Origin of the sequence: Streptomyces sp. NPDC021020, from assembly GCF_044333285.1 — a bacterium.
In the GTDB taxonomy this organism is placed as follows: domain Bacteria; phylum Actinomycetota; class Actinomycetes; order Streptomycetales; family Streptomycetaceae; genus Actinacidiphila.
On sequence record NZ_JBIRQQ010000008.1, the window covers coordinates 499,395 to 514,121 of the forward strand.

Annotated in this window: 13 protein-coding genes; 2 read left to right on the plus strand and 11 right to left on the minus strand. The window is 74.1% G+C overall.

The genetic code is table 11. The features are described from left to right. Positions 1-131 precede the first annotated feature (131 nt). Positions 132-2,372: an RICIN domain-containing protein gene (locus ACH4SL_RS25950; protein ID WP_398449565.1), complete on the plus strand. Its 2,241-nt coding sequence runs from the start codon at positions 132-134 to the stop codon at positions 2,370-2,372. A gap of 76 nt (positions 2,373-2,448) precedes the next feature. Here the strand turns inward: ACH4SL_RS25950 and ACH4SL_RS25955 are convergent, their stop codons facing one another. The 4 genes from ACH4SL_RS25955 to ACH4SL_RS25970 are packed head-to-tail and all read right to left on the minus strand — an operon-like array spanning position 2,449 to position 6,341. Next, a complete protein-coding gene (locus tag ACH4SL_RS25955) occupies positions 2,449-3,552 on the minus strand; it encodes a Gfo/Idh/MocA family protein (protein ID WP_398449567.1) in 1,104 nt (367 codons plus the stop codon). Then, the gene (locus tag ACH4SL_RS25960; RefSeq protein WP_398449569.1) at positions 3,549-4,295 is read right to left on the minus strand and encodes a sugar phosphate isomerase/epimerase family protein; all 747 of its coding nucleotides are present in this window, start codon (positions 4,293-4,295) and stop codon (positions 3,549-3,551) included. Before ACH4SL_RS25960 ends, ACH4SL_RS25955 begins: the two co-directional genes overlap by 4 nt. A gap of 23 nt (positions 4,296-4,318) precedes the next feature. Beyond that, on the minus strand, positions 4,319-5,239 hold the full coding sequence (locus ACH4SL_RS25965; RefSeq protein ID WP_398449571.1) for a sugar phosphate isomerase/epimerase family protein: 921 nt from the start codon (positions 5,237-5,239) through the stop codon (positions 4,319-4,321). A gap of 1 nt (position 5,240) precedes the next feature. Next, positions 5,241-6,341 carry a Gfo/Idh/MocA family protein gene (locus ACH4SL_RS25970; protein ID WP_398449573.1) on the minus strand — a complete coding sequence of 367 codons (1,101 nt, stop codon included), beginning with the start codon at positions 6,339-6,341 and terminating at the stop codon, positions 5,241-5,243. A 129-nt stretch (positions 6,342-6,470) separates the two neighbouring features. Here ACH4SL_RS25970 and ACH4SL_RS25975 point away from each other — a divergent pair, with 129 nt between their 5' ends. After that, positions 6,471-7,652, plus strand: a complete 1,182-nt coding sequence (locus ACH4SL_RS25975) for an ROK family protein (RefSeq protein ID WP_398449575.1) — start codon at positions 6,471-6,473, stop codon at positions 7,650-7,652. Positions 7,653-8,140: 488 nt separating this feature from the next. Here ACH4SL_RS25975 and ACH4SL_RS25980 read toward each other — a convergent pair whose 3' ends face one another. The 7 genes from ACH4SL_RS25980 to ACH4SL_RS26010 form a co-directional block, all read right to left on the minus strand. Next, entirely contained in the window at positions 8,141-9,517 is a 1,377-nt protein-coding gene (locus tag ACH4SL_RS25980; RefSeq protein ID WP_398449666.1) for a bifunctional transcriptional activator/DNA repair enzyme AdaA, read from the minus strand. A 61-nt stretch (positions 9,518-9,578) separates the two neighbouring features. Next, entirely contained in the window at positions 9,579-9,980 is a 402-nt protein-coding gene (locus ACH4SL_RS25985; protein WP_398449577.1) for an NTP pyrophosphohydrolase, read from the minus strand. 577 nt (positions 9,981-10,557) lie between these two features. Then, entirely contained in the window at positions 10,558-11,361 is an 804-nt protein-coding gene (locus tag ACH4SL_RS25990; protein WP_398449579.1) for an endo alpha-1,4 polygalactosaminidase, read from the minus strand. Next, complete coding sequence (locus ACH4SL_RS25995; protein ID WP_398449581.1) at positions 11,358-12,029, minus strand: spherulation-specific family 4 protein; 672 nt, start codon at positions 12,027-12,029, stop codon at positions 11,358-11,360. The genes ACH4SL_RS25990 and ACH4SL_RS25995 overlap by 4 nt, the downstream gene beginning before the upstream one ends. After that, complete coding sequence (locus ACH4SL_RS26000; RefSeq protein ID WP_398449583.1) at positions 12,026-12,946, minus strand: NAD-dependent epimerase/dehydratase family protein; 921 nt, start codon at positions 12,944-12,946, stop codon at positions 12,026-12,028. Before ACH4SL_RS26000 ends, ACH4SL_RS25995 begins: the two co-directional genes overlap by 4 nt. Before the next feature lie 5 nt (positions 12,947-12,951). Beyond that, the gene (locus tag ACH4SL_RS26005; protein ID WP_398449585.1) at positions 12,952-13,665 is read right to left on the minus strand and encodes a sugar phosphate nucleotidyltransferase; all 714 of its coding nucleotides are present in this window, start codon (positions 13,663-13,665) and stop codon (positions 12,952-12,954) included. A gap of 49 nt (positions 13,666-13,714) precedes the next feature. After that, on the minus strand, positions 13,715-14,716 hold the full coding sequence (locus tag ACH4SL_RS26010; RefSeq protein WP_398449587.1) for an SDR family NAD(P)-dependent oxidoreductase: 1,002 nt from the start codon (positions 14,714-14,716) through the stop codon (positions 13,715-13,717). Between the last annotated feature and the right edge of the window lie 11 nt (positions 14,717-14,727).

Below are 14,727 nucleotides of genomic sequence, written 5' to 3' on the forward strand. Positions count from 1 at the left end.
CGGGAGGTCCGGCCCTTTTTCCGGCCCGCATAATTCACGACTTATTTTTTGATGTGTATTGACGCGCCGACAGCTGCGCCCCTAGCGTCCACTCCGCATCGCGACCCCACAACGCGACCGAGGAGAGACGTGTGACCCAGGTTTCCACCGGGCCCGGCACGCACATCCGCCCCAGCCCCCACCGCAGAAGAACCGCCGCTCTCGTAGCGGCACTGCTCCTCCCGGCCGGCGCCGGACTCGCCCTGCTCTCCGCGCCCGGCGCGGCAGCCGCGACCATCCCCGCCGCCCCGGCCTCGGTGACCGGCGTCGGCAGCGGCAAGTGCGTGGACGCCCGCGCCGCCGCCACCGCCAACGGCACCGCCGTCCAGCAGTACGCCTGCAACGGCAGCGCCGCCCAGCAGTGGCAGTTCACCGCCACCGACAGCGGCTACTACCGCGTCGGCGTCGCCCCCGCCCCGAACCAGGTGTGGGACGTCACCGACGTGTCCACCGCCGACAGCGCCAAGACCCAGCTGTGGCTGTACGGCGGCGGCGCCAACCAGCAGTGGCTGCCGGTCGCCGAGGCCGGCGGCTCCTTCCACTTCGTCAACCGCAACAGCGGCAAGTGCCTGGACGTGCCCGGGGCCTCCACCGCCGACAGCGTCCAGCTCCAGCAGTACACCTGCAACGGCACCGCCGCGCAGTCCTTCACCGTCTCCGGCTCGGACGGCGGCACCACCACCCCGCCCACCGGCAACGACCCGGACCTCGGGCCGAACGTCGTGGTCTTCGACCCGTCGATGTCCGCGTCCTCGATCCAGTCCAAGCTCACCTCGATCTTCAACCAGCAGCAGAGCAACCAGTTCGGCAGCCAGCGCTACGCCGTGCTCTTCAAGCCCGGCACCTACAGCGCGGACGTCAACGTCGGCTTCTACACCCAGGTCGCGGGCCTCGGCCTGAGCCCGGACGACGTGACGATCAACGGCGCCGTGCACGCCGAGGCCGACTGGTTCGGCGGCAACGCCACGCAGAACTTCTGGCGCGACGCCGAGAACATGTCCGTCAACCCCACCGGCGGCACCGACCGCTGGGCGGTCTCGCAGGCCGCGCCCTACCGGCGCATGCACGTACGCGGCAACCTGGCGCTGGACGACGGCGGCTGGTCCAGCGGCGGCTTCATCTCCGACACCAAGGTCGACGGCCAGATCCGCTCCGGCTCCCAGCAGCAGTTCCTGACCCGCGACTCGACGATGGGCAGCTGGTCCGGCTCCAACTGGAACATGGTCTTCGTCGGCGACCAGGGCGCCCCCGGCCAGTCCTTCCCGACCTACACCAACGTCGCCTCCTCGCCCACCATCCGCGAGAAGCCGTTTCTGTACGTCGACGGGTCGGGCAACTACCAGGTCTTCGTGCCCGCGCTGCAGTCCAACGCCTCCGGCACCACCTGGAGCGGCAAGACCCCGCAGGGCCAGTCGCTGCCGCTCGACCAGTTCTACGTCGCCAAGCCCGGCGCCACCGCGGCCGACATGAACGCGGCCCTCGCGGCGGGCAAGAACCTGCTGGTCACCCCGGGCGTCTACCACCTCAACCAGACGCTGAACGTCACCCGTCCCGACACCGTCGTGCTGGGCCTGGGCCTGGCCACGCTGGTGCCGGACAACGGGATCACCGCGCTCAGCACCGCGGACGTCGACGGCATCAAGCTGGCCGGCCTGCTCATCGACGCCGGCACCACCAGCTCGCAGCAGCTGATGCAGATCGGCCCGGCCGGCTCGTCCGCCTCGCACGCGGCCGACCCGGTGAGCCTGTCCGACGTCTTCTTCCGCATCGGCGGCGCGACCGTCGGGAAGGCCGTCAACTCCCTGGTGATCAACAGCAGCAACACGATCATCGACCACACCTGGATCTGGCGCGCCGACCACGGCAACGGCGGCACGGTCGGCTGGGGCACCAACACCGCCGACACCGGCCTGATCGTCAACGGTGCCAATGTGACGGCGTACGGGCTGTTCGTCGAACACTTCCAGAAGACGCAGGTTTTGTGGAACGGCAACGGCGGGCGGACGTACTTCTTCCAGAACGAGATGCCCTACGACCCGCCCAACCAGGCCTCCTGGATGAACGGTTCCGCGCAGGGCTACCCCGCCTACAAGGTCGCCTCCTCGGTCACCAGCCATGAGGCATGGGGCCTGGGCAGCTACTGCTACTTCAGCTCCAACCCGTCCGTGGTCTCCGCCAACGCCTTCCAGGTGCCCGACACCTCCGGCGTGCGCTTCCACGACATGGTGACCGTCTCCCTGGGCGGCACCGGCACCATCAGCCACGTCATCAACAACACCGGCGCCGCCGTCAACAGCGGCCACCAGGTGACGGACCTGACGAACTACCCGTAGCACCCCCGCAGAAAAGGACCCGGCCGACCCCTCCCCCCACGGAAGGGCCGGCCGGGCGCGTCGGTGGCGGGCTGCGTCAGGACAGCGTGGCCGCCACCGGGTCCCAGTCGTCCGGCAGGACGGGTACGGCCGGGGCCGACGACTCCAGCGGGAGAACGGCGTGCTGCTCGGCCGAGGAGGTGATCGTGGCCATCAGCTCCAGCACGTGCTGGGCCAGCTCGCCCGAGGCGCGGTGCTGCTCCCCGCCGCGGATCGCGCGGGCCATGTCCAGCACGCCCATACCGCGGCCCGCCGTCGACCCCGCCACCGGCAGCTCGCTCCACTCCTGCGCGCCGAGCGCCTGCACCCGCAGCGGGCCCTCGAAGGTGTTGGGGTCCGGCAGCGACAAGGTGCCCTCGGTGCCGGTGATCTCGATCATCCGGCGCGGCACCGACGAGTCGAAGCTGAAGGTGGCCGCCGCGCTCGGGCCGCTCGCGAAGTCCAGCAGCGCGTGCACATGCGTCGGCACCTCCACCGCGAAGCGCGTGCCCGCCTTCGGGCCCGAGCCGATCACCCGCTCCGCGCGCGCCTGCCGAGCTGTCGCCGACACCCGGCTGACCTGCCCGAATATCGCCACCAGCGCCGTCAGGTAGTAGGGGCCGATGTCGAACAGCGGCCCGGCGCCGTACTGGAAGAGGAATTCCGGGCTCGGGTGCCAGCTCTCCGGGCCCGGGCCCTGGGTGACGGCCGTGACGCTCACCGGCTCGCCGATCACCCCCGCGCTCACCGCGCGCGCCGCCGACTGGAGGCCGGCGCCGAGGAAGGTGTCGGGCGCGCTGCCCACCCGCAGCCCGGCGGCCTGCGCCTCGGCGAGGATCTTCGCCCCGTCGGCCGGCGCCAGCGCGAGCGGCTTCTCGCCGTAGACGTGCTTGCCCGCCCGCAGCGCCGCGCTCGCGACCTCGGCGTGCGCGGCCGGGATCGTGAGGTTGACGACGATCTCGACCTCGGGCAGCGCGAGCACCGAGGCGACGTCCCCGGCGAAGGGCACCGAGTACGTCTGCGCCGCCGCGCGGGCCCGCTCGACGTCGAGGTCGGCGATGCCCAGCACGCGGACGTCGGGGAAGCCGGACAGCGCCGTCAGGTACTGGGTGCTGATGACACCGGCGCCGATCAGCGCCACCCCGACCGGACCGCGGCTCATGACCGCCCCTCCAGCTCCGTGAGGTAGGTGTGGCTGGCGGCGACGGCCTCGAAGACGTCGCCCGCGCACGAGTCCAGCTCCACGATCCGGACCGCGTCCGGCGCCGCCGCGAGGATCGGCGGCACGTCGATCGTGCCCTGGCCGACCGCGGTGTGCGGCTGCTCCTTGACGCCCGGACCGTCCTTGACGTGCAGCGAGAACACCCGGTCGCCCAGCGCGCGCAGCAGCGCGGGCACGTCCGCGCCGCCCACGGCCGCCCAGTAGGTGTCGACCTCCAGGAAGACCTCGGGCGCCAGCAGGTCGGCCAGCACCTCCAGCGCGGTGCGGCCCTCGAAGCGCGGCTCGATCTCCCACCAGTGGTTGTGGTAGCCGATGAGCGCGCCGTGCTCGGCGGCCTGGGCGGCGAAGCCGTTGAGGCGGTCGGCGACCTGCTGAAGGCCGTCGGTGGTGGTGAAGAGGTCGTGGTCGATCCCGCCCGGGATGATCGCCCGGTCGGTGCCGGTGGTCCGCACGGCGTCGAAGACCTCGCCGGCGTCCTTGCTGAACAGCGCGTAGGCGTGGGTGCTCGGCACGGTGAGGCCGAGGTCGTCGGCGAGCTTGCGGAAACCGGCCGGGTCGGCGGTCGGGTCGTAGGGCTCCACCGAGCGGTAGCCGATCTCGGCGAGCCGGGTCAGCGTGCCGTCGCGGTCGGCGGCCATCTGGTCCCGGAGGGTGTAGAGCTGGATGCTCAGCGGCTCGGGCATGGAAACAAATCCTCCTGTGCGGGTCAGCCGACGATGAGGGGGCGCAGTGTGCGGTGGGCGATCTCCAGGCCCTGGGTGACGCGGGTGGTGTCCCCGCTCCACACCGGGTCCTCGTGCTCGACGGACAGCACGCCGGTGAAACCGCCCTCGTAGAGCGTGTCCACGATCCGCCGCCAGTCCACGTCCCCGAGGCCGGGAACGCGGTAGCGCCACCAGCCGCTGTCCCAGCCGTCGGCGCGCTCGACCGTCCGGCCGAAGAAGCCGTACCGGTCCCTGGCCCGCGGGTCGAGCTGGGCGTCCTTGGCCTGGGCGTGCGGGATGCGGTCGATGTACGGCTTCAGCGCCGCCACCGGGTCGATGCCCAGCCACATCAGGTGCGACGGGTCGTAGTTGAGGTAGAGGCCCAGGCCGAACATCCACTCCCACAGCTCCGGGGAGTAGGCGAGGTTGCCCGGGTAGCCGTCCGGGTGCCAGCCCTCCATCACGCAGTTCTCGATGATGATCTTCACACCGCGCTCGCCCGCGTACTCCACCAGCAGCGGCAGCTCCCGCTCGGCCAGCGCGATGTTCTCCTTCACCGACAGGCCGGGGTGGCGGCCGATGAAGGTGCCCACGTAAGGGACGCCGAGCAGCGCGGCCGCGTCCACGTTCGCCCGCACATGGGCGGCGATCTCGGCCCTGCGGCTCTCGTCCGGGTGCAGGTTGTTCTCGTAGTAGGCGAGCGCCGACAGCTCCAGGGCGTGCCGCTCGAACAGCGCGCGCACCTCGTCGGCCTGCCGCTTGCCGAAGCCGGTCACGTCGATGTGGCTGGCCTCGAACTCCCGGGAGCCGGTGGACGGCCAGGTGGCCACCTCCAGCGCCTGGTAGTCGTGCGCGGCCGCCCACGCCGCGATCTCCTCCAGCGGCAGCTGCGGGAGGCAGGCGGTCAGAAAGCCCAGCTTCATCTCAGGAGACCTCTTTCCAGGACCGGTCGGCCGCCGACGCGAGCACGGCCTCGGTGAGGCGCACCATGCGGGCGGCGTCGTCGAAGGTGGGGAAGGGCCCACCGGTGCCGTCGGCGCGGACGGCGGAGTGCACATCGCGGACGAAGGCCGCGAAGCAGTCGAGATAGCCCATCGGATGGCCGCCGGGGACGACCGACAGCCGGGCCGCGTCGGGCGACAGGACCGCCGGATCGCGCTGCACCGCGGCATTCTCCCCGCGGCTGCCGACGAAGAGCGTCTCCGGGTTCTCCTGGTCGAAGGCGAGCGACGTGACGCTGCCGTCCACCTCGAACCACAGCCGGTTCTTGCGGCCGGGGGAGACCTGCGAGACAGTCAGCGCGCCCGTCGCGCCCCGGTCGGTGCGGAAGAGCAGCTGCACCGCGTCCTCCGTCGCGGGCACCCCGCCCGCCCTGGGCAGCGTCTGGCTGGTCGCCGTCAGCTCCGCGATGCGGTGCCCGGTCACCCACTCGACCAGGTCGCACCAGTGCGAGCCTATGTCGGCGAACGCCCTTGAGGGGCCGCCCGCCACCGCGTCGACCCGCCAGTTGGTGTCGGCCGGCTGCGACAGCCAGTCCTGCAGGTAGTGCCCGTGCAGCAGGCGTACGTCGCCGGCCCGGCCGTCCCGCACCCGGGCCCGCGCCTCGGCGGCCATCGGGTGGTAGCGGTAGACGAACGGCACCGCGGCGACCCGGCCCGACTCCGCGGCCAGCGCGGCCAGTTCGCCGGCCGTCGCCGCCGACGTCGTCAGCGGCTTCTCGCACACCACGTGCTTGCCCGCCCGCAGCGCGAGCGCGGCGAGCTCGGCGTGCGCGTCGTTGGGCGTGCAGATGTGCACCACGTCCACGTCGTCACTGGTGACCAGCTCCGCCGAGCTGTCGAAGGCGCGCTCCACGCCCAGCGCGGCGGCGGCCTCCTTGGCGCGCGCCGGGGTCGAGGCGCTGACACCGACCACCGGCGCGCCCGTACGGCGCACCGCGTCCAGATGCACGCGCCCGATCATCCCCACGCCGGCGATCGCCGTACGCAACGACGAACCGGGCGCGGATGCTGCGTTCCCGCCCACAAAAGCCCTCCCATTCCGCTTGCATAAGACGCTAGCCACCCGGGTTTCGGTTGACAATGGCGAGATTTCCGCTAACTTCTGTCATAAATCGCGCTCGTGCAGTGCCCGTCCGACGAAAGGCAGCGCCTGGTGACCGCAGCAAGCGACCGGCAACTGGCCGCGCTCAGCGAACTCGCCGGCCTGGTGGCCGCCGGGACCACCCGGCGCAGCCAGCTCGCCACCGCCACCGGCCTGTCCCGGGCCGCCGTCGCCCAGCGCGTCGACCTGCTGATCGCCAAGGGCGTCCTGGTCGAGACCGGTACGGTCGCCACCGACCGCGGCCGCCCGCCGCTCACCTTGCAACTCGCCTCCGCCGGCGCCGTGGTGTGCGCCGTCGACCTCGGCGCCACGCACAGCACCGTCGCCGTCGCCGAACTGGGCGGCACGGTGCTCGTCGAGGCCACCGACGAGCTGGACATCAACGACGGGCCCGAGGCCGTCCTCAGCGGGCTGCACCGCCAGCTCGGCCGCCTCCTCGCCGCCGCCGGCCACCCCGCCGCCCACGTCCGGGCGATCAGCATCGGGGTGCCGGGACCGGTCGAGGCCAGTACGGGCACGGTCGTCCGGCCGCCGATCATGCGCGGCTGGGACGGCTACCGGGTGCCCGGCTTCTTCGCCGACCGCTACCCCGCGCCCGTGCTCGTCGACAACGACGTCAACATGATGGCCCTCGGCGAGTACGGCCACCGGCCCGCCGCCGACCACCTGCTCTACGTCAAGGTCGGCACCGGCATCGGCTGCGGCATCGTCTCCGGCGGCGTCGTGCACCGCGGCGCGACCGGCGCGGCGGGCGACATCGGGCACATCCGGGTGCCCGGACAGGACGACGTCCTGTGCCACTGCGGCAACACCGGCTGCGTCGAGGCGGTCGCCTCCGGCGCGGCGATCGCCGCGACGCTGCGCGAGGCGGGCCTGCCCGCGGAGCACGCGGCGGACGTCGTCCGCCTCGTCGCGGAGGGCGATCCGCTGGCCCGCCGCCAGGTGCGGCTGGCCGCGCAGCGGCTCGGTGACGTCATCGCGTCGCTGGTCAGCTTCTACAATCCCGACACGATTGTGCTCGGCGGCAGTATCGCGAGCCTCCACGACGACCTGCTCGCGGACATCCGCGCGGCGGTGTACCGCCGCGCGCTCCCGCTCGCGACCCGCACGGTCGCGATCGAGACGACGCTCCTCGGCCGGAGGGCGGGCATCGAGGGCGCGCGGCGCCTCGCGGTGGCGCATCTGCTCTCGCCCGAGGGGATGGGCCACTTGCTCGCGGGGGCGTCTGCTTGAGCTCCGGCCGCTCCGGGGTGGGGGTTGCGGTGGCCCGCGCGACCTTCCCTTGGCGGGGGCTGAGCGCGCAGTTCCTCGCGCCCCTGTTGTTACCCGGCGTGGCATCGCGCCCCTTCCCGGGGGTGGGGTCGGGTGCCACTCCGGGGGTACCTCCTCGGAATGCGCGTCTGACGTCATGAGCTAGGTGGCGGGGAGCTGTGCGCATTCCTCCGGGGGCACCCCCGGATCGTCCCCCTCCCGGCCGGAGTAGCGGCTGCCTGCCGGTGGGGGCGCTGTCACGTGTGAAGGGTGCGCCGTCTTTTAGGGGCGCGAGGAACTGCGCGACCAGCCACAGCGGGCGGAAGATCGCGCAAAGCACCCCGCGGGGCAGCCCGCGGCGCAAAAGGGGCGCGGGGAACTGCGCGCTCGGCCACCGCGGTGGGGAGGTCGCGCAGGCCACCGCAAGTGGCAGCTTGGGGCGCAAGGACGCGGGGGCACCCGGCGGGGTGTCAGGGGAGCGGCCGCCGCAGGTGGTACGCGTAGGTGCGCCAGGGGTGCCAGGAGGGGGTGTCGGGGGTGGGGGGGAGGAGGACGTCGGGGTCGCCGAGGGCGCGCATGCGGATGAGGGCGGCGCACTCGGGGGGCATGCCCGGCAGAGCGAGGAGCGCGCGTTCCGCCTCGTCGCGGTCGGCGCCGGGGTCGAGCCGCAGCTCGCCGGAGGCCAGCCCGGTGGCCAGGGCGCGCAGCAAGGGCCGTACGTCCGCGGGGATTTCCGCGAGCTCCGCGGTGGCGAGGTCCGCGGGGCGCGGGAAGAGGCGGGTGAGCGTACCGCGCGGATGCGCGAGCCGCTCCCCGTACGCGGCGACGGCCGCCGCCGCGGCCTCGCCCTCGCCCAGGACCGCCCGCAGGGCGAACTCCTCCGGGTCCGCGCTGCCCGGCGCCCGCACCCCCGGCCGCGCGGCGACCCGCTCGGCCAGCGCCGGGTCCGCGCCCAGCCGTTCGGCCACCGCGTAGGGGTCGGCGTCGAGGTCGAAGAGCCGCCGCATCCGCTGCGTCGCCGTCGTGAGGTCGCGCAGGTCGTCGAGGTGCAGCCGGCAGTCCAGCCAGCCGCCGCGGCCCGGCCGCTCGCCGACCTCCGCGACACCCGCACCGTGCGGCAGCCGCAGCGTGCGGCGGTACGTCCGCGTGCCCGGCTCGCCGGTGACCTCCTCCACGCCGGGGACGGCCCGCGCGGCGAGGTAGCCGAAGACGTAGCCCGTGTCGTACGGCCCGCGGTACGCGAGCCGGAGCGGCACGCCCGCCGCGGAGGCGCGGGCCTCCCGGGCCGGCGCGGGGCGCGCGGCCCGCAGCTCGGTCGGCGTGGCCGCGTAGATCTCCCGGATCGTCTCGTTGAACTGCCGCACGCTCGCGAATCCCGCGGCGAAGGCGATGTCCGCGGCCTGCATCGACGTGGTCTGCAGCAGCACCCGCGCGGTGTGCCCGCGCTGCGCCCGCGCCAGCGCGATGGGGCCCGCGCCCAGCTCCGCGTTGAGCTGCCGCTGCACCTGGCGGGCGCTGTACCCCAGCCGGCTGGCGAGGCCCGCGACGCCCTCGCGGTCGACGACGCCGTCGCCGATGAGCCGCACCGCGCGGCCGACGACGTCCGCGCGCGCGTTCCAGTCGGCGGACCCGGGCACCGCGTCGGGGCGGCAGCGGCGGCAGGCCCGGAAGCCGGCGCCCTGCGCGGCGGCCGCGGTGGGGTAGAAGGAGACGTTCACCCGTTTGGGGGTGATCGCCGGGCAGCTCGGGCGGCAGTAGATACCGGTGCTGGACACGCCGAAGAAGAAGACGCCGTCGAAGCGGGCGTCCCGGCTGCGTACCGCCTCGTACCTGCTGTCCTCGGTCATCATGCGTTCCAGTATCGCCGCCCGGCGGGCGGCAGGCTGGCGGATTTCGGACGCGGAAGTCCTAGGCGGGACGGACCGCCCGCGGACCCACGCAGCGCGCGCCCACCGCCTCGACGCGGGCCCGCAGCCCCCGGTCGGCGGTCACCACCAGGCACGGGCGGCCCGCGGTCTCCGCCGCGAGCCGGGCGATCAGGTCGTCCCCGCTGCCCGGGGCCTCCACGACCTCCACGCCGGGCACGGACGCCACCCCGCGCGCCTGCCCCTCCGTGACCAGCACAACCTCGACCGGCACCCCGACCGCCCACTCCGGCGCCCCACTCCCCACCCCGAGCCCACCCGCCGCCACGCCGACCAGCCGATCCCGCAACCTCTCCGCCGCCCCCCGCCGATCCCGCCACCACCCGTCCGGCACCGACCCCACGACATTCGCCTCGTCCACCACGAGCACACCCTTCTCACCCATCCCCGCAGTCTGCCCTGCCGCCCACCCGATTTCCCCCCGACGCAGGACCCGCCCGCCCCCGAAAACGCGCACCCCCACCGGCCGGCACCCGCCCTCCGGCCGAGAGGGGGACGATCCGGGGGTGCCCCCGCAGGAATGCGCAGCGACTCCGTCGCGGATACGTATGAGGTCGGACGCGCATTCCGAGGAGGTACCCCCGGAGTGGCCCCCGACCCCACCCCCGCGCCAGGCGCGCGATGCCCCGCCGGGTACACCGGGGGCGCGAGGAACTGCGCGAGCAACCACAACGCACCCAGCGCGTCGCCACCGACCCAAAGGGGCAACCCGGTCCGCCCCGGACCACCGGCCGGTGGGGGCGGGCCGCGCAGTTCCCCGCGCCCCTTAAAAACGCTCACCCTGCGCGCAGAGGGCACCCCCCAGGGACGCGAGGAACTGCGCGAGCAACCCCCCACCGGCGCGCGGGTCCGGCCGCAAGAGCACGGCCCCACCGGGCCGGTGGCACCCCCGCCGGCCGTGGGTCCGGCCACAACAGCACCGCCCCACCGGGCCGGTGGGCACCCCCGCCCCGGCAAGGGGCTCAGCACGGCTCCCGCCAAGCGTCCAGCGCCAAGCGCTTCCGCATGGAGCTGAAGCCGAGTTTGCGCGCCGCGGGGCAGAACTGGTCGGTGCGCAGGTCGTATTCGACGTGCAGGACGGCTTTTCCCGCGGCCACGAACGGCGCCAGCCGCTCGCACTCGTCGTACTGGGCGCACTGCTCGTCGACGGAGAAGTCGAAGTCGGCGAGCAGGTCGGGCACTTGGCCGAGGTCGTTCTTGAGGGCCACCGAGAGGCCGCGGTCGTGGGCGAGGGCGGCGATCATGCGGTTGTAGGCGAGCTGGTCGGCGGCGGTGAGGGGGAAGCCGGTGGTGTTGGTCCAGCCGTCGAGGAGGTCGGGCTCGACGGCGTCGAAGCCCTTCGTGCGGCACATGTCGAGACGTGCCGCCATGAGCGGGCGGAGCCGGTCGAGCGCGCGGATGTCGAGCCAGCGCTCGCCGTCCCAGCCGTCGCCGCGGCCGAGCAGGGCCGCGGGGAAGTCCTTGGCGTCGGGACGGAAGGACTCCCACGCGCCCGCGTTGACGTAGCAGATGACGTGGCGTCCGGCGGCGTGCAGCCGGCTGACGGCGGCGGCGTCGTTCTCGAAGCCGTCGATGTCGTAGACGGGTACGTCGACGCTCGTGTCGAGCGTGCCGCTGAGCTGCCACTGCCAGGCGACCCCGGGCCGCGGCTGCCACCGTTCCGCCGCGGCGCGGTGGTCGTCGGGGCGCGGCGGCCCGCCGCCCGCGGTGCACCCGGCGAGGAGCAGCACCGCGGCGGCGAGCCACCCGCGCAGCCGGCGGGTCATGCCGCTTCCGGGGCGGCGGGGGAGTGCTGCCAGGGGTTGGGCGGGGCGCCGGGCACCGCGCAGTGGACGCCGGCGCCGCGGCGGGCGGCGGTGCGGGCCACGGCGCGGGCGGCGGCGTCGCCGGGGACGTCGTAGACGAGGTGGCAGAAGCGGCCCGGCGGGTGCGCGGCCGTCCAGCGGGGAACGGCCGCGGCGCCGTAGTCCGTCCAGCTGCCCTCGTACGTGACGAGCAGGTCGGCGACGTCCGCGTAGCCGGGGTCGGGGTGCACCCCGGGGTTGAGGACGACCGTGCGGGCGCCGCCGAGCCGGGCGGCCCGGGCGAGCCGCCGGTAGTAGGGCAGGCGGTCGCGTCCGGCGGCGGCGCGGTCGAGGAAGACCCCGCCGACGCCGTACCACTCCCGGTGCCGCCGCACGTCGCGCGCGGCGTCCTGCACGGGCCGGGTGGCGTAGTCGGTGTCGACGTAGCCGAACAGCCGCACCCCGGCGGCCCGCAGCCGCCGCGCGGCCGCGGTGAAGGCGGTGTCCGGCGCGGTGCGGCCGGGCCCGTCGGCGACGTTGAGCACCACCCCGTAGAGGCGTCCGGCCGAGCGCTCCAGCTCGCGCCAGGCGTCCGGGTCGACGGCGGGGTGGACGTACAGCGGCACCAGGAGCGTGCCGGGCGGCGTCACGGGCGGGCTCCCGCCGGGGCGGCGGCCCGGGAGAGGGCCGCGAGGGAGTCGTGGAGGGTGCGTACGGGGCGCCAGCCCAGCGCGGTGGCGGCCAGCGACACGTCCGCCCGCACCCACGAGACCGCCGCCGAGCGCTCGGAACCCGCGCCCGACTCGTCGACCCGGCCGGTGAAACCGCACCGCACGGCCAGCTCCGCGACCAGGTCGCGCACCGGCGTCGCGACGCCGGAGCCGACGTTCAGCACCGGGGGGAGCGGACCGGGCGCGACAGCCGCCAGGGCCACCGCCTCGGCCACGTCCGCCACGTCCACGAAGTCACGGTACGCGCCCAGGTCGCCGGTCCGTACGACGCCGTCCGGCGGCGCGGCGCGGAAGGCCGCGGCGAGCCGGCCGGGCAGGCCGGACGCGGGGGCGCCCGCCCCGATCGGGTTGAACACCCGCAGGGCCACGGCGTCCAGGCCCGCCCCGGTCACCGCGAGGGTGCCCGCCAGCTTCGTCGCCCCGTAGACCCCGGCGGGGCGCGCCGGGGCGGTCTCCGTGAACGGCTCGCCGGGCAGGCCGGGCCCGTACTCGCCGGCGGAGCCCAGGTGGACCAGGCGCGCCCGCGGTACGGCCGCCGCCATCGCCTCGGCGAGCGCCGCCGGGCCCCGCGCGTTGACGGCGGCCAGTGCGCTGGCCGGACCCGCGGCCAGGCCCGCGCAGTTGACCACCGCGTCCGGGCGCAGCCCGGCGAGCGCGGCGGCGAGCAGGTCGACCGGCACCGAGCCGAGGTCCACCCCGAGGTCGGCCGCGGCCCCTTCGCCGGGGGCCTCGCGGCGGCTGCCGCGCAGCACCGTCACGTCCGGTTCCGCCGCGAGCCGGGCGGCGACCGGGCCGCCGAGGAAGCCGCGGGCGCCGAGCACCAGGATCCTGCGCACCGCCCTCACGCTCCCTTCAGCAGCAGCGGGCGCAGGCTGCTGAATTCGGCGTTGGCCCGGTCGTAGTCGTCGGGGCGGCCGATGTCGAGCCAGTAGCCCTCGAAGTCATGGGCGCGCGGCGGCTGTTCGGCGGCCAGCAGATCGAGCACGACCTCGTCGAAGCCGAGCGGCAGGCCCGGGGTGTAGCGGGCGAGGGTGCTCCGGGAGACCCCGTAGACGCCCATCGAGACGCGGTAGTTCATGCTCGGCTTCTCCGTGAAGCCGACCACCTGCCCCTCGTCGGTGGTGAGCACGCCGAAGTCGATGGTGACGCTGCGCGGGTAGGTCGCGATCGTCAGCGGCGCCCCGGAGGCGGAGTGGCCGCGCAGCAGGTGCCCGAAGTCGAGGTCGGTGAGGATGTCGCCGTTCATCACCAGGAAGTGCTCGGGCAGGCCGTCGCGCATCGTCAGCAGCGGGCCCATCGTGCCGAGCGGACTGTCCTCGGTGGCGTAGTCGACGGCGATGCCCCACTGCGAGCCGTCGCCGACATAGGCGCGGATGATGCTGCCGAGATGGCCGATGGCGATCGTGCAGCTCCGGAACCCGGCTCCGGCCAGCTGCCGGAGCACGATCTCCAGGATCGCGTGGCTGTCGCCGATGGGCACGAGCGGCTTGGGCAGCGCGGTGGTGTACGGGCGCAGCCGTACGCCCTTGCCTCCGGCGAGGATGACAGCGTGCATGGCGGTTTCCCCCAGGGGTGGTCGTTCGCGGCGAAAGAGTGACAGGACGTCAGACGTGGTAGGCGGCGGTGCGGTAGCGCGCGAGGTGCGCCGGGTCGCGGAAGAAGTCGACGGTGCGGGCGAGGCCTTCGTCGAGGCGGTACGCGGGCGCCCAGCCGGTCGCCTCGCGCAGCCGGGCCGCGTCGCACACCAGCCGCATCACCTCGGAGCCCGCCGGGCGCAGCCGCTGCGGGTCCTCCAGCACGGCGAGGTCGGCGTCCATCAACGTGCCGATGAGCGTGACGAGTTCGCCGACCGAGATCTCACCGCCCGTACCCGCGTTGAAGGTTCGGCCGACGACGCGCTCGGCGGGTGCGGTGCCGACCGCGAGGAAGGCGGCGGCGGTGTCCTTGACGAACAGGAAGTCCCGCGTGGGGCGCAGGTCGCCGAGCGTCACCGTCCTTTCCCCGGCGGCCACTTGCCCGATCACGGTCGGGATCACCGCCCGCATCGACTGCCGCGGCCCGTAGGTGTTGAAGGGGCGCAGCGTCACCACCGGGGTGCCGAAGCTGGCGTGGTAGCTGTCCGCGAGGCGGTCGGCGGCGGCCTTGGACGCGGCGTACGGCGACTGGGTGCGGATCGGGTGGTCCTCGGTGATCGGGACCGTCTGCGCGGTGCCGTACGTCTCGCTCGTCGAGGTGTGCACCAGCCGCGCGATGCCCGACTCCCGTACGGCTTCGAGGACGTTGAGGGTGCCGGTGACGTTGGTGTCGACGTAACTGCGGGGCGCGCGGTAGGAGTACGGGATCGCGATCAGCGCGGCCAGGTGGTAAACGGTGTCGCAGCCCGCGACGAGCTCGCGTACCGACCCCGCGTCGCGGACGTCGCCCATCACGACCTCGACGTGGTCGCGCACATCGGCCGGCAGGTCGTCCAGCCAGCCCTGCGACGAGAAGGAGTTGTACTGCACCATCGCCCGCACCGGGCGGCCGGCGGCGACCAGCGCCTCGACCAGGTGCGAGCCGATGAAGCCCTCTGCGCCGGTGACGGCGACGGGAGTCGGGGTGGACACGGTGGATCTCC

Bases quoted from the DNA above. Each gene is read 5' to 3' on its own strand.
- ACH4SL_RS26005 (WP_398449585.1), bottom strand. From the start codon at position 13,665: ATGCACGCTGTCATCCTCGCCGGAGGCAAGGGCGTACGGCTGCGCCCG.
- ACH4SL_RS25960 (WP_398449569.1), bottom strand. From the start codon at position 4,295: ATGCCCGAGCCGCTGAGCATCCAGCTCTACACCCTCCGGGACCAGATG.
- ACH4SL_RS25955 (WP_398449567.1), bottom strand. From the start codon at position 3,552: ATGAGCCGCGGTCCGGTCGGGGTGGCGCTGATCGGCGCCGGTGTCATC.
- ACH4SL_RS25965 (WP_398449571.1), bottom strand. From the start codon at position 5,239: ATGAAGCTGGGCTTTCTGACCGCCTGCCTCCCGCAGCTGCCGCTGGAG.
- ACH4SL_RS25985 (WP_398449577.1), bottom strand. From the start codon at position 9,980: ATGGGTGAGAAGGGTGTGCTCGTGGTGGACGAGGCGAATGTCGTGGGG.
- ACH4SL_RS25980 (WP_398449666.1), bottom strand. From the start codon at position 9,517: ATGACCGAGGACAGCAGGTACGAGGCGGTACGCAGCCGGGACGCCCGC.
- ACH4SL_RS25990 (WP_398449579.1), bottom strand. From the start codon at position 11,361: ATGACCCGCCGGCTGCGCGGGTGGCTCGCCGCCGCGGTGCTGCTCCTC.